The organism is Coleofasciculus chthonoplastes PCC 7420 (assembly GCF_000155555.1).
Lineage (GTDB): Bacteria > Cyanobacteriota > Cyanobacteriia > Cyanobacteriales > Coleofasciculaceae > Coleofasciculus > Coleofasciculus chthonoplastes_A.
Genome location: NZ_DS989866.1, coordinates 38,497 through 57,951, shown reverse-complemented (window position 1 = coordinate 57,951; position 19,455 = coordinate 38,497). Strand labels below are relative to the sequence as shown.

Annotated in this window: 9 protein-coding genes and 1 pseudogene; 8 read left to right on the top strand and 2 right to left on the bottom strand. The window is 46.4% G+C overall.

Annotated elements, in window-relative coordinates; genetic code table 11:
- Nucleotides 1–570: pseudogene (locus tag MC7420_RS41900) on the top strand (IS200/IS605 family accessory protein TnpB-related protein); the annotation flags it as partial.
- Between the two features lie 112 nt (nt 571–682).
- Here the strand turns inward: MC7420_RS41900 and MC7420_RS27780 are convergent.
- Nucleotides 683–1,282, bottom strand: coding sequence for a Uma2 family endonuclease (locus MC7420_RS27780; RefSeq protein WP_006104778.1), 600 nt, complete (start codon nt 1,280–1,282; stop codon nt 683–685).
- A 1,028-nt stretch (nt 1,283–2,310) separates the two neighbouring features.
- Here MC7420_RS27780 and MC7420_RS35775 point away from each other — a divergent pair.
- The 3 genes from MC7420_RS35775 (at nt 2,311) to MC7420_RS27765 (ending at nt 9,335) form a co-directional block, all read left to right on the top strand.
- Nucleotides 2,311–5,451, top strand: a complete 3,141-nt coding sequence (locus tag MC7420_RS35775; RefSeq protein ID WP_006104724.1) for a hypothetical protein — start codon at nt 2,311–2,313, stop codon at nt 5,449–5,451.
- A 122-nt stretch (nt 5,452–5,573) separates the two neighbouring features.
- Complete coding sequence (locus tag MC7420_RS27770; protein WP_006104746.1) at nt 5,574–7,862, top strand: tetratricopeptide repeat protein; 2,289 nt, start codon at nt 5,574–5,576, stop codon at nt 7,860–7,862.
- 108 nt (nt 7,863–7,970) lie between these two features.
- Nucleotides 7,971–9,335: a glycosyl hydrolase family 8 gene (locus tag MC7420_RS27765; RefSeq protein ID WP_006104740.1), complete on the top strand. Its 1,365-nt coding sequence runs from the start codon at nt 7,971–7,973 to the stop codon at nt 9,333–9,335.
- Nucleotides 9,336–9,541: 206 nt separating this feature from the next.
- On the opposite strand, the gene MC7420_RS40575 is transcribed toward MC7420_RS27765, so the two are convergent.
- Nucleotides 9,542–9,700, bottom strand: coding sequence for a hypothetical protein (locus tag MC7420_RS40575; RefSeq protein ID WP_006104679.1), 159 nt, complete (start codon nt 9,698–9,700; stop codon nt 9,542–9,544).
- Between the two features lie 57 nt (nt 9,701–9,757).
- Here MC7420_RS40575 and MC7420_RS27760 point away from each other — a divergent pair, with 57 nt between their 5' ends.
- The 4 genes from MC7420_RS27760 (at nt 9,758) to MC7420_RS27745 (ending at nt 19,442) form a co-directional block, all read left to right on the top strand.
- A complete protein-coding gene (locus MC7420_RS27760) occupies nt 9,758–12,334 on the top strand; it encodes a cellulose biosynthesis cyclic di-GMP-binding regulatory protein BcsB (protein ID WP_006104714.1) in 2,577 nt (858 codons plus the stop codon).
- Nucleotides 12,335–12,420: 86 nt separating this feature from the next.
- Nucleotides 12,421–15,045 carry a glycosyltransferase family 2 protein gene (locus MC7420_RS27755; protein ID WP_006104671.1) on the top strand — a complete coding sequence of 875 codons (2,625 nt, stop codon included), beginning with the start codon at nt 12,421–12,423 and terminating at the stop codon, nt 15,043–15,045.
- 211 nt (nt 15,046–15,256) lie between these two features.
- A complete protein-coding gene (locus MC7420_RS27750) occupies nt 15,257–18,382 on the top strand; it encodes a TIR domain-containing protein (protein ID WP_006104765.1) in 3,126 nt (1,041 codons plus the stop codon).
- Nucleotides 18,383–18,671: 289 nt separating this feature from the next.
- On the top strand, nt 18,672–19,442 hold the full coding sequence (locus tag MC7420_RS27745; RefSeq protein ID WP_044210153.1) for a DUF928 domain-containing protein: 771 nt from the start codon (nt 18,672–18,674) through the stop codon (nt 19,440–19,442).
- The last annotated feature ends 13 nt before the right edge of the window (nt 19,443–19,455 follow it).

Here is a 19,455-nt window from a genome sequence, read left to right as displayed (position 1 = left end):
AAGGTAAACAAGATGCTCAACTTGTCGATGTTTGTTTGAAATTGGCAGCTTTAGCCAGGGAGTTTAAGATCCCTGTTCTGTGCGAAAACTTAGATTTTTCGAGAAAAAAAGCTCAACTTAGAGAGCGAACGAAAAAATATGCTCGAATGCTTTCTGCCTGGGCATACAGTCGTTTTTATCAAATTTTGTCATCGATTTTATCCAACCGAGGAATAACTATAAAGTTTGTCAATCCAGCTTACACGAGTTTAATTGGATTGGTTAAATATAGTCGGATGTATGGACTGTCTTCTGATGTGGCAGCGGCCCTAGCAATTGCTAGAAGAGGCATGAACTGTAGAGACGCGCCATGGCGCGTCTGTACGGAGATTGCCGCGCTCTGTGTCCGCCTATCTTGGAGTGAATCCGAGAAAGCACGTATGGAGTGCTCTATATCAATTTAATAATTTTATTGGTCGATGCCCTGTAGTCAATCGTAGACACGATTACTACTGCGTCTCTAACTGGGAGCCGTTGGTTAAGACTGATATCGAGCGACAATGCCGGGTATCAGCCAAGCGTAAGCGTTAACGGTTATCGACCAAAAGTTACACCGTGGACTTATACCAAGACAGAATTACTTATGGGTAGGTTTGTCTAGGTTTTTAGAAGCGGTTTGATATCATGTCCGCCGAAATAACCCTTAAAAATTAATGCGACGATAGATTTCAGACAGGGGAACTTCTATGTTTAAACTGTGCAGGACGATCACCTGCTCAAGGTTAGAGTACACTTGCCACAGCCAGCGATCATTACTGCTAGGCTCAAGATTATGATACTGCTCAATGTAGGGTTCAGCTTGGCTCACCAGCAGATATTCACAAAAACTAGCAAGAGAACGATATTTTCTGAACTTTTCACCTCGATCATAGGCTTCCGTAGAAGGCGATAGAACTTCGACAATCAGGAAAGGATTGAGAATTTCATCATTGCGCTCACCATTGAATTCTGGGAAGCCATTAACCACCATCAAATCAGTATAAGTCCCACACTGATATTCAGGAATCCAAACTCGCAAGTCGCTGTTATACAAACGAAAATCGGTATCTCTGAGCAAAAACCCCAAGTAAATTAATAAGTTGCTAGCGATCGCACTATGGGCTTCAGAACCTCCCGACATTGTAATAATCTCTCCGTTGCGGTATTCATGACGTTCCGGGTGGGTTTCTTCCATCGCCCGATACTCGTCTAGCGTGAGGCGAGTTGTTCCTACATCTGGGGAACTGGTTTGAGCAAAGACCACAATCAGACCTCTTGAATCATTACCTCTAATCTAAAACGATTCAATGGGAGATTAGGCAACAGGCAACAGGCAACAGGCAACAGTAAGGGTTTGAGGCTTGTTGACATTTCTTAGTAAAGTGAACAGAATTGTAAGTTCAGATACTTACACCCAGGCTAAAGCCTTATCCCCTGATTCCCCTTGGCAAATTCTTTCAATATGTTAAAACTGAGAAGTTAAGGCGTAGTTGTAGAGGAATGCTCACTTGCCACTCCAATTCCCCAAAGGTTATGGAGGCTCTCTTAACGGACGCATTAAACTAGATAGGGACTGGTGATTCATCCCGCGCTGAATGAAAAACGACAGTCGAGGGAGTCTATCGCCAGATTAGCTAGAAATGAGTCAGGGGCGCAATTTTCGCTCTTCAAGCGAAAAATCCGTGAAAATACGGTCTACGAAATAAGTACCCATTCGGTAAAGTCAAAGTATCTGCATCTGTTATAGTGTTGCACTCGCCAACACCGTTAGCTGATTGAACCTTTGATCTGATCAAAGGAGGTTGATGAGAACGCGATCGCTGTTTCGGCAACGAGCGCAGGAATAGTCACTCAAGGCTTCGGGCGCTCAATGCCTTGTACCTTTGAGTGAAATTACTAGGGGACGGATTCAGGCTTTGCCCAAACCGTTCTATTTACAGCTAAACGTTTCTCGAATTTACTCCCTTGAATTGTTTAGTCAACTATCATTGACTCGGCAAAATTTCCAGGTGAGGATTAGTTCGTAGGTGAACGGTTGCGCCAAGAGTATCCTAAAAAATAGGGTGGAAATTGACCTGTCAATTTTCTGGAATTCAGACGTAACCGAGTGGTTTTAGCTAAAGCAGGTGGATGTTTATAACCAAAAAGCGTCACTGGCTATCCTCTATTATCTATAAGACAAGATTCAACCTTCATTCAACCAAGGTTATATGAATCGCCAAGGACTAATTCCTTTGCTAAAGTGGCGACAGGGTGCAGGGCAAACATCAATCGGTCAAACGAACTCCGGTAATGAACTTAATAGTCCCTGATTCTCAACGATTCGGCTTGCTTAAGCCGCTGCTATGGATTAATCTGCTTAGTATTGGATCACTTATCGTTTTCTGGACGCTAGGATTACTTGAAATTAAACCCGCTCAGGCGACTCTACCTGACTCAGAAGTCGCCAATCAGCAAGATATTGGACAAGAAAAACCGTCCGGTGATTTCCAATTATCTCTGAATCAAGCCGATCGCTTGCATAAATCGGCTTCTGAGCAAAACCAACATCCCAATCCAGCGTCCGTCTCTGCCCAAGGGGTAGAGCATGTCTCAAGACGAGATACGGCTCTATCGACAAGCCTGAATTCTAACCCTTCAGTCGTAGCCGTTGAACCCAATGCTATGGCGCCGAAAACTTATGAAACGCTTGACCAAACCGTTCCAGCAAGACACGAGGAACAACAAAATAACCACAATAGTCCCGCCCCCATCGATAGGGCAAAAGATCGGGGAACAGGGAGAACAGAAGCGGTAGAAACTAGAGCGTATTCCAACCGTATTGCTTCCCCCATCCCCAATCCCCCAATTCAAGCCAGTCTATCAACTCAGTCGGGTTTATCAGAACTAGCTTTAAACTCTGCTCACCAACCCTTGACGATTCAGGAAGACTCTCTTACTCCCAAATTGTCCTCTGATCAGAATTGTCACGATTCAACCACCTGTAACCAACCCCTTGCCATTGAAACCTCAGTCCGGTTTAGGGATACCTTCGACGTAAAGGTGGCGCAGCTTCCAACTCTGTTACAAAATTCATCTCCCCTCCCTGTACCGACAAACTCTATTCCTCTGGGTTCTACGGGATCTAACTCAGGACAGCTTCCTGCCTTTCCCACTCTCATTTCACCGAATGTGCAACCCCAGGGCGTGAATCCCTACAGCCAAACTTGGGGACAGCCCTCTTCCTTTACTCAAACACCCAACACCATCCCCACGCCCGGTACTGGGGCGGCGATGAGTCCCAACTCCTATACCCAAACCTGGGGACAGTCCCTTTATGGAACCCAAACGCCTACGGTTATTCCTATGCCCGGTACTGGGGCGGCTATGGGTAACAATCCTTATAACCAACCTGGGGGACAGTCCCTTTATGGAACCCAAACGCCTAATCTTATCCCTATGCCCGGTGCTGGGACAGCAGGTATCAATCCCTACAACCAAGCGGGAGGACAACCTTCTTATATTGCCCCAACTCCTAACTTTATTCCGGTGTCAACTCAGGGCTTTCCTGGGGGAGTCAATCCTTACAACCCCGCCGGGGGACAAGTTCCTTATCTGCCTCAAACCGTAATCTTGGTTCCCGTGCAAACCATGGGAATGCCTCTAGGGGGTAATAACTACAATCCAGCCGGGGGACAAGTTCCTTATCTGCCTCAAACCTTTATCCTCGTGCCAGTACAACCCATGGGAGTCCCGATGGGGGCAAATCCTTATAACGTTGGCGGGGGGCAGGTTGCTTACATTCCCCAAATGCCCCAAGTTGGGTCAATGCCACCCACTCAGACTCCAGTTGGGTTTAATCCCTATAATCCCGGTGCAGGACAGTTTTATTCCTTACCCCAAAATCAAGCCGTCCAACCCGTACCAATTAACCAAAATCCGCAAAATTTTAATGGCTATAACCCAGGTGTAGGACAGTTTTCCTATCTACCGCAAAACCAAGCCATCTTACCTGCACCTGTTAATCCCAATTCCCAAGGTTTCAACGGTTATAACCCAGGGGCAGGGCAATTTTATTCCTTACCCCAAAACCAAGCCCCTTTACCTGTACCTGTTAACCCAAATTCACAAGGTTTCAACGGTTATAACCCAGGTATAGGACAGGTTTCCTATTTACCGCAAAATCAAGCTCCTTTACCCGCACCCGTTAACCCAAATTCACAAAGTTTTAACGGCTATAACCCAGGTGTAGGACAGGTTTACGCCCAGCCGCAAACGCAAGCCGCATTACCTCCACAGGTTAATCCCAATGTCAATCCATTGAATGGGACGAATTCAGTCGCACAGTCTCCTTTTGTCTCACCCAATCCAGGCGTTGTACCCGTTACTCCTAACCCAAACCTGCCCCCTCCAGTGGCGACTCCGGCTCAGGAGTTTGACCCAACCCAGCCCAATCAACCCCCATCTTCCCTGCTACGCAGTACAGCATTGCGCGATCCCACCTTACAGTTCCAAGGAACTTATGTGGTGCAGGGTGACTCCTCTGTGGCGAGGGCGCGGTTGGCTGGCGTCTATCCTCTAACTCCCAAGGCGCTATTTGCTGCCACATTAGATTTAACTAGCGAAGATAGTGGCTTGGCAGATTCTCCCAACCAAGGATTAAACATCAATGAACTCTATTTTGCTACCGCTCCGTTTACTGATTTGCCTAATTTACGCTTTGTTATCGGTCAATTGGACTTAACCTCTTACTTTGATCGCAATAGCTTTGCTAAAGATGGCGTTACCCATTTCTTTAATCCCGTCTTTCAAACCAATCCAGCCTTAAGTGCCACAGGAATTTCCTCCCGTCCGGGCTTCTTAGTCAATTGGACATTAACTGACAATATTGAAGCGAAAGCGGTGGCGTTTTCATCGTCGGGAAGTATTGGTGATTTTGCCTTAGATGGATTTGCTGGAGAAGTGGGTTTGCGCTATGGCAATGGCATTATTCGCGGCACCTATGCCACCGATCGCGACGCGGGTTCAGATACAGGATTTAACGAAATTTTCTCTATCGCACGCGGGGACAATAATGTGGGATTGGAAGAAGATGATCGGGAAGAGGCGTATGGTCTCAATGCTGAATACTTTATCCCCGATTGGAATATGGGCATCTTTGGTCGCTATGGTCGGTATATCAACCGAGAGATTGACGAAGCCGCGACGACCTATAGTTTTGGCGTTAGCTTTTTGGATGTATTTACCCAAAATGATCGGCTAGGTTTAGGCTATGGGCAGGAATTATCAAATAATCAAGGAGAAGAAGATCCCGACGTTTTAGAACTATTCTATGATTTTCGATTTTTACCCAATCTCCGTCTAGGATTTACCATCCAGCAACGCAATAACTTCTCCGAAACCGATGTCGGTGTGCGCTTGAAAACCGAATTTGATGTGATTCCTATAGATTGAAGAGAGTAGGAGGAGTGATCAGTGATCAGTGATCAGTTATCAGTTATCAGTTATCAGTTATCGGGAGGTGGGGAAGACGGGGGAGATGAGGCAAATGACAAATGACAAATGACGAATGACAAATGACTAAACTCATTGGATTAGGACTAGCTGGATTAGCCATTAGCACACCGATGGTGTACACCATCCCGGCTGTTCATGCCCAAACCGTACCCACAGCCGTTCGCCAAGCCTTTTCACTGCTGAGTCAAGGACGAGTTCAGGATGCGATCGCGGCATTTGAGGCAGCGGTACGGCGCTATCCGGATTCCTTGGATGCCAAGTTAGGGTTAGCGATCGCTCATCGACGACAGGGGAATCTTCAGCAAGCCTGGAATGCTTATCAACAAGTATTGGCACAAGATCCCACCAATGAATTAGCCTTAAAATCGGTGGGTCTATTTGGGACTTATCGCTCCGAATGGCAGGTTCAGGGAATCGAAGCCCTCACCACATTGCTGAATCTAAATCCCAACGATATCGAAGCCCGTGGTTTGCGAGCCCAACTCTATGGCTTTCAGCAACGGTTTGCTGAAGCTTTGGCGGATTATCAAATTGTCCTCCAAGCAAATCCCTCGCCCAATATTCTGCTTGGGGCGGCGGAAACCTTTACCAATAGCGGTAACCCGGAACGGGGATTGGAACTGTTTAACCGTTACCTAGCCACAGGAGGACAAATTACTGGGTATCCTGCCCTGGCTTACGCCCGCGCCTTACAAGAAACCGGGAATCCGGCGGCGGCTGTCCAGATTCTGGAGGGACAACTGCGATCGCCCCAACTCCTCTCTGATCCACAATTAGCTATCTTCACCCGAACGGCTTTATCCCAAGCCTATCTCGCCAATCAACAGCCAACTGAAGCGTTAAATGTCTTAACCCCCCTACAAGGGAATCCCAATGCGACTTTACCCTTAGCACGAGCCTTGAATGAGATTCGCAATCAAACGGGTAACCAAGCCCTAACCCAACAAGTCGCGAATTTGTATCGTCAGGCGCTGGATCAAACCCCCAATCCCGAACCCAAACTCTTGCGGGAAATTGCTGATGTATTTGCTGGGCTACCCAACCAACAGCAAACCGCTCTGAATCTCTATCGCCAACTCTTAAGCTTACAACCTAATGACCGTACTCTCTTAGTCAAACAAGTCGCCTTAGAACGGGAACTCGGTTTAATTTCCGAAGCCGAACTCAAAGCCCGTCTATTAAGCGCCCTGCAACCGCTCCCGGCTGATCCCAATGAACGCCAACTCATCGCCCAAGCCTTAGCCGGGATTGAACCCCCAGGACCGGAATTATTACCCATTTACACCAGTCTCATCCAATCCGGTGTCAACGTTCCTTTCTTAAATTTCCGCATCGCCCAGATTTTATTGGAAAACGATAACCTCGCCGGAGCAAGACAGGCGTTAGCCGCTTATGCAGCTACCCCCGCAGGTGCGGAAGACTTAGCCCCCCAGTTGTTAGCCGCAGAAATTGAGCGTCGGGAAGGAAACTTAGAAGCCAGCGCCCAGCGTTATCAAGCTTTAATTGCCAGTAATCCAGCCGAACGGGATATTCTCAACGCGGCGATACGAGGGCTGGCTAATGTGCGGCTGCAACAAAATCGTCCCACAGAAGCCCTCGCTGTATTTGATCAGTTAATCGCCCGTAATCCCCAGGACACAACACTCCAACTCGCCCGTGCTAACCTAGCCTACCAAGCGGATCTAATTTCAGAATCCCAAGCCCAAGGGGTTCTCAATTACTGGCTCCAGACTCAACCCGCCACCAATGCGCCGCCAGAACTATTTACGTTGGTGGGATCATTACCGCCATCTCCGGAACGGGAGGCACTTTATAACAGACTGCTTCAGCTTGATCCCACGAATTTGCCCGTACAAATCCGGTCAATTCAGCTTATCGCCCAACGCAGTCCAGAACAAGCCAGAGTTAGAGTCGCGCAATTAGTGGCTCGCGATCCTACCAACATCCGCAACTACTTTTTACAAGGACAAATTGGTCAAGCGATCGATGATTTAGAACTCGCTGAACAAGCCTATCAGTTAATTTTATCCGCCCAACCAGCTAATCAAGAGGCATTATCCGCCCTAGCTGGCGTTCGATTTCAACAACGACGATTGGATGAAGCCAGAAATCTTTATTCCCAAGCCTTAGCCCTTGACCCGAATGATCAAGGAATTCGTCAAGCGATGGTTGGACTGAAACGAGTTCAAGACTATCAGCTTGAGGCTTTAGCGGATTTGGAAGCGATGCAAGTCGAACAACTTCAACAAGGAGGAACGTTAGATCCAGAATTATCAAATCAAATGCAACAAATTCAGGAAGACTTTTTACAACGACGAGGATTTCAACCCCCATGGGAACGGTTCTAGTGTGCGTGTCTGTAGGGGGAGATGGGGAAGTTAAAACTAAACTCTACCTTACCTATTCCTTATTCCCTATTCCCCATTCCCTATTCCCTGACAAATGACAAATGACAAATGACGAATGACAAAGGACAAAGGACAAATCACTGGGTTCGTAGTAGGCACTTTAGTGCCAGAAGCGCTAAAGCGCTGACTACAAGCATGACTATAAGCGCTATGTTACTGCTGTTGAATCTCACCAGTTGTGTGTCCATAAAATTCTCCGAACCTGAACCACCGGAAGCCTCGGTTTCCCCTTCTCCCTCTCCAGTAACGGCTTCCCCCGTAGCTGATTTTCCCGTTTTATCCCCATCGCCGCCTATCCAGGATATACTCGAACAAAGCTGGGTCATCTACAGACAACAATTCATTCAAGAGGACGGACGAGTAATCGACTACGAAGCGAGCGATCGCTCCACCTCAGAAGGACAAGCCTACGCTATGCTCAGGGCTGTATTGATTAATGACCCAACCACATTTGCCCTCACCTTAGAGTGGGCAGAAGATAACCTGCATCGACTCACAGAAACAGGCGAACCTGAAGACAATCTTTGGGTTTGGCTGTGGGGTCAAGATGATGAGGGTAATTGGGGTGCCATTGATCGAAATTTTGCCAGCGATGCTGATATTGATGCGATTACCGCATTAATTTGGGCATACCGCCGCTGGGATCGCCCGGAATATTTAGAGTTAGCGCGAATCAAGCTGCGCGATTTGTGGGACTACTCCACCATCGCTGGACCCGATGGCAAACGTTATCTCCTTCCTGGACCCAAGCAAGCCTTTGTCCCGTCGCCATCGACTATTTATCTGAATCCCTCCTATCTCGCCCCTTATGCGTTTCGCCTGTTTGCTCAGGTTGATCCCGAACGAGACTGGCTGAGTTTGATCGACAGTAGCTACTACGTCTTGGAAAACTCCTCTAAAGTTTCGGCGGTTGGGTTACCGAGTGACTGGATTGCTTTGGATTTACAGACCAATCAATTTCAGTCCATACCCCCACAAAGCAAACTGAAAAGCGTCTATAGCTTTGATGCGTATCGCGTCTGGTGGCGAATCGCTTGGGATGCCGAATGGTTTCAATCGACGGAGGCGTTAAATTATCTGGAAACAGCAACCCAATACCTTGAAGATCAATGGCAATCGTCCTCTCGCTTGCCTGCTCGAATTAACCTCGATGGAGAATCTTTGGTCAAATACGATGCCACCTCCCAATATGCCATGCTTTACCCAGCTATGCGCTTAATCAATCCGGCTATAGCTGAACAACTATTGGAGCGTAAACTTCTACCACAATACAATCAGGGAATTTGGGATGATGAATCTGCTTACTATACCCAAAACCTAGCCTGGATCGCCCTAGTATCACCTGACCTGGTAAAGAATTCGCAATTTTTTCAATCCCAGCAGCAGTTTTCCAGAAACGCAATAAGGGAATGATACAGAGGTCGATAACGTCTGTCAAGGCTTGAAACCGTTAAGAATTTATTCGTAAGCACGAATAATCGCATCTTATATCAGGGTGGCATCGAGTCGAATACCGATTCAGAGGACTAGAAAAATGTCACCACCGTTTCTACAAATGACCGGGTTCAGTCAACCTGTTACTCGTTGGACTGAAGCGGGAATGCTATCTACAAACCGTCCTAATTCGGGCGGGTTCCGTTGATAAATGATGTCCCTTGCCATCGTTTAGGGGAGCCTGTCCGTTTGGCACAAGCCCGTTGGGTAGAGCGATAGCCAAACCCAACAGCACAAATTGGCTTGTGTAAACATCCCCAAATTCCAGATAGTTGGAATCGCATAATTTAGTTCCCAAGCAATACTAACTGGGCATTTCCATCAACCGTAAGAGTTCTCCTATGAAACGCCTGTTTCGTCACTCCCAATCTCCAAATCCTTCCACCCATCGCGGACGTCAGCGCTCCACCCGTGTATCTACAGGAACGCGACTCGGATTGTTGCTTCTGTGTAGCGTTTTAGTCGTCGGGCTAGTGATCACTACCAACTTTGCCGTCGCTCAAAGCGACAGTAGCCTGCAAGAGCAGGAAGATCAGTTAATTCGCGAATATACCCTACCCACCACGCCCCAAAAGGAACCTGTTTACAAACCCGCTCCGGCGGCTCCTCCGAAAAAATCTACATCACCAACACGCAAGCGAACAACGCCTGCACCTAGTCAACCGCCGCCGCAGAGCCAGCCCACTCGTTCAGCGCCGACATCAACTGAACCCGAAGAACCTGCACCCGCACGTCGTTCTCCTGCACCCTCCTCACCTGCTCGCGAGGAAGAAACGGCAGAGGCTGAACCCCTACCCACAGGCGAGTACGTCCTGCAATTCAATCGCTCTCCCATCGTCGGCAACCGCTTCCGCTTCCGAGGGGTGTATTCTGAAGCCCGACTCGGCTTTACCCGTCCCCGAGGCTGGAAAATCCAAGGGGCTAAAGCCCTAATTCGTTTCCAGCATTCACCCGCCCTGATTGCCAAGGACTCCAATCTCACAGTCCGAGTGAATGGCACGAGTGTGGGTTCAGTCCCCCTCAACCGCCAACAATCGGAAGTTGGCAGCGTCCTCTTCAACGTCCCATCTCGACTGATTCAGGACTATAACGAACTGACAATTGTCGCCCGACAAAGTAATGACGAAGAATGTAGCGATCCGGGTGACCCCACGCTTTGGACAGAAGTACTACCGGATTCAGAATTACAGTTTGAATATCAGCCTCAACCGATTCCGCTCAACTTTAGCCGCTATCCCTATCCTTTCTTTGACGACCTCAGTTTAGATACCAATCGCATTGCTTATCTCCTGCCCAAGGTTAACGATACTTGGTTAACCGCCGCCCCTCGTTTTCAAGCTGCATTAGGCAGAATGGCAGAATTCCGTCCCATTGATACGGAAATCATTAACGATTTAGAGGATATAGAGTGGGGTCAACGGTTGGTCGTTATTGGCACACCCGCCGAACAACCCGCCATAGCGGATTTGGATCTGCCCTTTAGCATCAGTGGCAACCAAATTTTAGATGGAAACCAAGTCGCTTTACCCAGTGACGTGGGTATCTTAATGATGACCACCACCTTAGATGGGGCGGTTCCCGTTTTAGTGGTGACAGGCAATGGGGCTGACGGTGTTGCCAAAGCTGCCCAGTTTTTAGTCCAGCCTGACAGCCGTAAATTTGGTACAGGTCAAGCTGTATTAGTGGATAGTCTCAAAGAGGTAGACACACCATCACTCCGGAATTGGCCCGGTTATTTACCGGAAGAAAATTCCTTTACCCTCAGCGAAATTAAAACAAAAGAAAACGGTGATCCATTTGAAGACATCACGGTACGTGGGTCAGCGGCACCCCCAATTCCAATTGATTTTCACGCTTTGCCGGATGACCAATTTACGCGGGGGAGTTCCATGACCCTGCGTTATAGCTATAGTCCACAAATCAATCCTCGTACCTCGGCGGTAGAAGTCCTACTGGATGGCACATTTATCGGTGGGGCGCGATTGACCTCAGAAGACGGCGCTACCCGAAAACGATTAAAAGTGGATTTGCCCCCCCATTTAATCAAGCCCGATTCCCAACTGGAAGTGGCATTCCGACTCAATCCCAGAGAACCGGGTGTATGTGGTAAAGTCACCGACCAACAATTGACAGGAACCCTCCATGCAGACACTAGCTTCAACCTGAACCGCCAACAATCGGTACAACTCCCCGATTTAGGACTGTTTCAGGAAGGTTATCCCTTTGCTGCACCCCAGGATTTGTCCAGAACCGCGATTGTGGTGCCGGATTCTCCAAGTAATACGGATTTGCTGACGCTGTTAACGGTTAGCGAACGTCTGGGACGACTGAGTAAGGCAGATTCGGTTAATCTGGATGCCTATACAACGACAACGTTGCCTGCGGAAGTCCGAGAGGGACACCATTTGGTGGGAATTGGTACCAGAGAGCAATTTCCCTTCCCAGAGGTGTTTGATGGCAGTGGTTTCCGCTTGCAGGATGCTTTTTCTCGCCAGTGGAATCAAGGTAGCATTCAAGCCTTACCGGATAACGAAGGCATGATTAAGGAAATCATGTCGCCAGATAACAAGGAACGGGTGCTATTAGCGCTAACCGCACAGACGGCGAATGGGTTAGAACGAGTGCGGCAGGTGATTAGCAAAGATCCCTGGTTCTTCCAACTCCAGGACGACACGGTACTGATCAGCAGCAATCAGCAAGATACGGCTAGCTATGACCCGGATGCCTACACATTGGAATTCTTAGAACGTGCGCCCTCAACCAGTCGGATTGAAAATACTGGAGTGTTGAGTAAGGTGTCTCGCTTTATTCAAGACAACTGGTTCTTTTTACCAGCTGGCATTTTCGCGATCGCGCTTTTGCTGTACGGGATTTCTCAGTTCTATCTCAAGCGGCTTAGTGATCAAAAGAGTCATTAGTTATTAGTCATTCTCCCCCAGCTTCCCCAGCTCCCCCAACTCCCCCTGCCTTCTACCTTCTTATTCACTAACCCCTACCGTTGAATATGTCTTCGTCTTCGTCTAAATTCCAGCGATTTCGTCCTCAACGCCCCTTCGCCACTGACTGGCTAGTTGATGTTCTGCCTGGGTTTTTTGATCGCTCACTAGAACCCATTGGTTTAAGCCATTTGAAATGGCTGGTTCTGTTTCTGCTGGTGATCTCGATTCCCTTGGTGATTACTCCACTAAAGGTTTGGCAGCAGGGTGTTGTCGCCATTTTGCTTTTGGCGATCGGGCAAGTGGTTGTACGAGCGGAAAACCGCGTGTCAGACAAACAAATTAGTGAGTACTACCACTTATTTTTGGTCTGGTTGAGTTTAGTAACCACTGCCCGCTATCTCTACTATCGCCTCAACTATACACTCAATTTTGATACCTTTATCAATGGCTTATTTTGTGTACTGTTGTTGATCGCTGAACTGTATGCCATCCTGACGCTCGTTCTGGCGTATGTTCAAACCCTGCATATTCAAGACCGTGAACCTGTCGATTTGTCGGCATATCCGCAAGACCAGTGGCCCAAGGTGGACATCTATATTCCCACCTACAACGAAGACGTGGAAATTGTCCGCAAAACGGCAATCGGTGCCATGGCAATCGACTATCCGGAAGACAAAAAAAAGGTGTATGTTTTAGATGATGGTCGAGCCGAAAAATACAAAGCCCGTCGCGAAAGATTGCGGAAAATGTGCGAGGAAGTCGGCTGCATCATGATGACGCGGGATAGTAATGAACATGCCAAGGCGGGGAATATTAATACCGCGTTTCGCCGCACAAAGGGCGATTTAGTGATGATTCTGGACTGTGACCATATTCCGCTGCGAGATTTTCTCAAACATACCGCCGGCTTCTTTTTTGATGAAAATGTCGCATTTGTGCAAACACCCCACTGGTTTTTTAACCCCGATCCCTTTGAGCGAAATTTGCGTACAGATGGCAGAATCCCGGTTGGTAATGAGTTATTTTATAAGGTACTGCAAAAAGGAAATGATTTTTGGAATGCGGCGTTTTTCTGTGGTTCAGCAGCGGTAATTCGTAAAGAATATGCCCTACAAGTTGGCGGGATTGCCACAGAAACGGTGACTGAAGATTGTCACACGGCATTCCGACTCCATTCTCTGGGATACAGGTCAATTTATTACGACAAAATCATGATTGCGGGTCTCGCCCCAGAGAACTTTTCCTCGTATGTGGGTCAGCAAGTTCGGTGGGCGCGAGGTATGGCGCAGATTCTGCGGATTGAAAATCCGGTGTTCAACCGTAAGCTAAATTTGACGATTCCGCAGCGGATTTGTTACTTCAGTGCCACGTCTCACTTCTTCTACGGCTATCCCCGACTCATCTATGCCCTCGCGCCGACTCTATTCTTATTATTTAGAATCAACCCGATTCAGGGTTTGGGATTGGAAACCTTGGCGTATGCACTTCCCCATATCCTCCTGTCTCTTAATGCCAACTACATTACCTATAAACATGTGCGCTTTTCCTTCTGGAATGAAATCTTTGAATTTGTCATGGCATTCCAGGCGGGATATGTGACAACGATGGCGTTAATTAATCCCAATCTGGGTTCCTTTAACGTCACCGACAAAGACATGACGTTAGTCAAACGGGAATTTAGTTTATCAAACTTTGATTGGCAGTCTGTACGGGGTCTCTTAGGTATAACAGCTTTTGTGTTGCTGGCGTTAGGGTCAGTTCCCTTTTGGTTAATCCTGCGTCCAGAGGATACAGAAGCGGTTTTGGTTAACGCCTTATGGTGTGTCTTTAATATGGTTCTATTAATGGCAGCCTTACTGGTTGCTTTTGAACAACCCCAAGAACGCACTGCCCACCGCTTACGGCGACGGCTGGGGGCAACTGTTTACAGCTATGACAAAAGTTGGAGTGGCGTGACTCTAGATGTTTCGGAAACTGGAACTCGAATGATCTTAGAAGTTGAAGGTCAACCCAATTTACCCGATGAAATTGAAGTTGAATTAGTGGGCGATTATGGCGCAAGGGTAATTATGGAGGCTCAGATTGTGGTAGCAAAGTCGGTTAATGAGCATCAAATGGAATTGGCGGTTAAGTTTATTAATGTCACCCAAGCACAGCGAGATAATTTAACCTTGGTGACGTATTCTGACGTGAAGGAATGGTATTCACAAACACGGGAATATGTGGATAAACCGTTGCAGTCATTAGGATTTTTGGCTACAGGTCTTTTCCGTGCCTTCCAGGAATTTAAGGTAGATAAAGGGTCAGGGAAAGTCCGCAAACGGGTTCAAGCTTCAGCTCAATTGTTTTGGGAAGGAGACTTTTATTTGGCAACAGTGACCGCAATTGGGGCGACAAGTTTGCGATTAGAACTCGATGATTCTATTACATCGAATGCTAAATTACTTAAATCTGATAATTTAAAGAAAATGCAGCAAGAAAAACCATTAGTGGGCTTGCTGTTAAGTCAAGACGCCATGAGCCAATCCCGGGAGCGCTTTTTAACCCAAATTCTCTCATTAGAAATTCTGGTTCCAGGGGAGAGCAGTACTTCTTCGCCGAAGAAAATTGCGCTAGAATTAAGTTTCCCTGATCAATTCAAGGATCGGCAGGCGGCTAAAATTAAGGAGCTGGTCAGAGTATTGCATTGATGATATAAAAGTTCCCAAATGCGGAAGTCCTAGAAGGGACAAATGTAGGGGCGCAAGGTTTGCGCCCTCACCCTTGTATCTCATCAATATGAGAAACGCTATAGTAAGTTCCTTGATTTATTGAAGAAGTCGGGAATCGGGTAAAGAGTATTCTGATTAGATTACCTTTTTTCCCTTTTATCCCTTCCTCCATAAGCAATAACTTGATATCATGAACGGCTTTCAGGATGCATTTATTTCCTACGGACGAGCAGATAGTAAAGCCTTTGCTATAAAACTCTATCAACGATTACAAAAGCAGGGGCGGAAGGTTTGGTTTGACCAAAATGATATTCCTCTGGGAGTAGATTTTCAGAATCAAATAGATGATGGTATAGAAACGTCCCACAACTTTCTCTTTATTATTGCTCCCCATTCGGTTAACTCACCCTATTGCCGCAAGGAAATTGAATTAGCGGTTCAACACAATAAACGGATAATTCCCTTGTTGCATGTTGAACAAATTAGTCGCGAAACCTGGCAACAGCGCTATCCCCAGGGGACAGATGAAGAATGGGAGGCTTATCAAGCTAAGGGATTGCATTCCAGTTTTCCTAACATGCACCCAGAAATTGGTAAGATTAATTGGGTTTACTTTCGCGAGGGGATTGATGATTTTGAACAGTCGCTAACAGGATTGCTGGACGTTTTTGAACGACATCAAGATTACGTGTATCAGCATACTTATTTTCTTGCCCAAGCCTTAGCGTGGAAAAGGCATCATCAGTCGTCTCGCTATTTATTAATTGGGGAAGAACGACTACAAGCAGAACAATGGTTGAAAACTAGATTTAAGGATGAACAACCGCCTTGTGTGCCGACAGATTTGCATTGTGAATTTATTACTGAAAGTATTAAAAATACTCAGAATTTGATGACTCAGGTGTTCCTCTCTTATGCGGTAGAGGACAAGGAAGTCATGGTGAAAATTCGCAACAGTTTGCGGCGAGAATGTATTACAGTTTGGACGAATCAAAGTGATATTCAAACGGGGGAAGTATTTGCGGCGGCGATTCAGCGGGGAATTGAACAAGCAGATAATGTGGTTTATTTACTCTCGCCCGACTCTCTACAGTCATACTACTGTAAGCAGGAATGGCAATATGCTTTATCCCTCAATAAGCGGATTATTCCTGTGCTAGTCCGAGAAACTCCACCGGAACAGATGCCAAATGTGTTGCAGGATTTACAGTATATCGATTTAACTGATAATGTCAAAGAAGAGGATTATCGTCTTGATGAAAGCCAACTGCTGAAAATTATACAGCAGGATGCCGCCTACTATAACGAACATAAAATACTGTTAACCAAGGCGCTAAAGTGGGAACGTCAACATCGTAACCCCAGTATTTTACTACGGGGATATAATCTGCGTCATGCCGAAGCTTGGTTGAAGGTAGCAAAGCAGAGAACATCCTATCCACCGACGCGGTTACAGGAGGAATTTATCAGTGAAAGTCTGCGACAACCGCCTGCGAGTTCTCTGGATGTATTTATTTCCTATTCTCGTGCCGATTCGGATTTTGCGCGTCAGTTAAATGATGCCTTACAGATGCAGGGGAAGACGACTTGGTTTGACCAAGAAAGTATTGCGTCTGGGACGGAGTTTCAGCTAGAGATTTATCGGGGAATTGAAGTCTCTGATAACTTTTTATTTATTCTTTCACCTCGGTCAGTGGATTCCCCTTACTGTGCGGATGAAGTTGAATATGCAGCGAAGTTGAATAAACGGGTGGTAACGGTGCTGTATCGACCGATTAATTCGGCGAGGTTGCACCCAGAATTAGCTAAGGTACAGCGGATTGATTTTAATCAAAATGAGCATGATTTTTGGGCAAATTTTAATCAATTGGTAAGAACTCTGGATACCGACAGAGATCATTTGCGGGTACATACTCGTTTACTGACACGGGCGATGGAGTGGGATAGAGAAGGGCGGGAACCCAGTTTTTTGTTACGAGGGAAGGATTTAGAAGCATCAGAACAGTGGTTAAAGCAAGCCCAAAAAAAAGAACCAAAACCTACCCTAATTCAGCAAGATTATATTATCACAAGCCGTAAATTTCCCCTGCGTAAACCCAAACTATCAACAGTGATTTTGAGCAGTATTGCGGCGTCAGTTTTGGTGATTGGGGTACGTTTTTTAGGCGTATTGCAGCCTCTGGAACTGCTGGCGTATGACTACTTAATGCGTCAGCGACCCAGTGAACCGATAGATAAACGGTTTCTGATTGTTGAAGTTACGGATGATGATATTGAATGGTTGATTCAGAATTACCCACCAGGGTATGGAACTGTACCCGATTTAGCGCTAAATCAACTTTTGGAGAAACTGGAACGATACCAGCCCAGACTCATTGGTTTAGATATTTATCGAGATTTTAAGACTGACCTTAATTTAGCCCCTTTAGCAACTCGTCTGCGAGAAAATCATCGTTTGATTACTGTCTGTAAATTAGGGTACAGTAACTATAAGGGAATAAAACCGCCGCCAGAAATTTACCCATCTGCAATACCCGAACGGGTTGGCTTTAGTGATTTGATTCAAGATAGGGATTCAATTGTGCGTCGTCATTTGTTGGTTCAGGCGTCAGATGAGTATTGTTCCACAATTGATGCATTTAGTCTGGTTATTGCCCGTCGTTATCTTGAAGCTGAGGGGAAGGTTTATAAACCACCGTTTTCAACCGAGGGATATTATTTACAAGCGTTGCAATTTAGCAACACCCTATTTCAGAGTTTAAGTGCGTTTTCAGGGGGGTATCAAGGGCAATCTGATGCCGATGTGACATACCAAACGTTACTGAATTACCATTTAGTGAATGGCAATCCGAGTGAATTTGCCCCACGAGTTAGGTTAAGACAGGTTCTAGAGAATCAGATTTCTGAAACCGATATAAAAGACCGAATTATTTTAATTGGCATTACTGCCAGAATTAGTGCTGATGATTATTTCTTTACCCCTTACGGGGAGATGGCTGGAGTTGTTATTCAGGCACAAATGGCAAGTCAAATGATTAGTACTGTTTTGGATGGACGGGCTTTAATTTGGTGGCTACCTCGGTGGGGGGATTGGCTCTGGATTGGGGTATGGTCATTGATTGCAGGTGGAATTGTGTGGCAATTTCAGCGACCTTTGTATATTGTCGTTGCCGGGGGGATGTCTTGTTGTATTTTGTACGGGATAGTTTATATTATTTTTGTTAATGTTAATGGGTGGATACCGCTGATACCAGCCGGGTTAACGTTAGTAGCTACGGGGGGATTGGTGATTTATGTTACTTCTAAATTACGTTAAATCAGGCGCACATTGGTAAAGGGCGCATATTAGTAAAGGGCGCACATTGGTAAAGGGCGCACATTGGTAAAGGGCGCACATTGGTAAAGGGCGCACTGAAGTGCGCCCCTACAGTTCTAATCCTCTAAAGGTAACCGTTATTATAGGATCTGTTTTATCACCTTTGTTCCGACTATTTATCATGAGGCGACACCAATTTTTAACTTATATTAATTTAGAAAAATAAAAATACAGAATTTAATTGAATTTGACATAATAAATTTAAGACTAAACAGGAAAATAGTAAGTCATGATTAAGCATAAATTACTAGCAAGCAAAATTATACTGGTTAGCTGTTTACTTGTGCCTGTAGCTAACACTTTGATTCAGCCGTCTCCCGTCCAAGCGCAATCACCACAGGAGTGGGTAGAAACGCTAATGCGATCGCAAGAGAAAACCTTGGGAGATGCTTCGGGTCGTACCCGGGGCGGAGCAACACGGGGTTCATGTCCGACTATTATTGATGAACCGGTGGTTGTTTTAGCACCTGAGAATAATGTGGGTGCTACGACTAAAGCGTCTCCCACGTTCTTATTTTATGTTCCTTATGATCAGTCGATGGGGGTAAAAGCGCAATTTGCCTTGTTAGATCAACAAAACAATCTCCTCACCAAAATTCTGATTGAATTACCGGAGAAACCAGGACTTGTTCGATTTACATTACCGAGTAATGAGTCGGTGGAATTAAAGGGAAAATCTTTAGAAGTGGGTCAACGATATGAATGGTTTTTCTCCATTGTTTGCAGTCCCGATAGTCCATCTCGTAACCCGAGTGTAAGTGGTTGGATTCAGCGAGTTGCACCCAGCCCAGAGTTAGAACGTCAGCTTCAGGAAATGTCTCTGGAACAATCCTATTTGGTGTATCGAGAAATGGGCATTTGGTATGAGGCAATTGATCAATTAGCTCAAAACAGCGATCGCTATCCCGATGACTGGGCGGATTTATTAGCCGCCTATCAACTATCTGAGTCAATTCCAGACGCGATCGCTCAATTGCAGCCTTACCTGATTAACCGTTAACAGGTGTAGAGAC

What these genes read in the sequence shown, in the direction of transcription:
- MC7420_RS35775 (WP_006104724.1), top strand. Translation starts at nt 2,311, where the DNA reads ATGAACTTAATAGTCCCTGATTCTCAACGATTCGGCTTGCTTAAGCCG.
- MC7420_RS27770 (WP_006104746.1), top strand. Translation starts at nt 5,574, where the DNA reads ATGACTAAACTCATTGGATTAGGACTAGCTGGATTAGCCATTAGCACA.
- MC7420_RS27765 (WP_006104740.1), top strand. Translation starts at nt 7,971, where the DNA reads ATGACGAATGACAAAGGACAAAGGACAAATCACTGGGTTCGTAGTAGG.
- MC7420_RS40575 (WP_006104679.1), bottom strand. Translation starts at nt 9,700, where the DNA reads ATGCGATTCCAACTATCTGGAATTTGGGGATGTTTACACAAGCCAATT.
- MC7420_RS27760 (WP_006104714.1), top strand. Translation starts at nt 9,758, where the DNA reads ATGAAACGCCTGTTTCGTCACTCCCAATCTCCAAATCCTTCCACCCAT.
- MC7420_RS27755 (WP_006104671.1), top strand. Translation starts at nt 12,421, where the DNA reads ATGTCTTCGTCTTCGTCTAAATTCCAGCGATTTCGTCCTCAACGCCCC.
- MC7420_RS27750 (WP_006104765.1), top strand. Translation starts at nt 15,257, where the DNA reads ATGAACGGCTTTCAGGATGCATTTATTTCCTACGGACGAGCAGATAGT.
- MC7420_RS27745 (WP_044210153.1), top strand. Translation starts at nt 18,672, where the DNA reads ATGATTAAGCATAAATTACTAGCAAGCAAAATTATACTGGTTAGCTGT.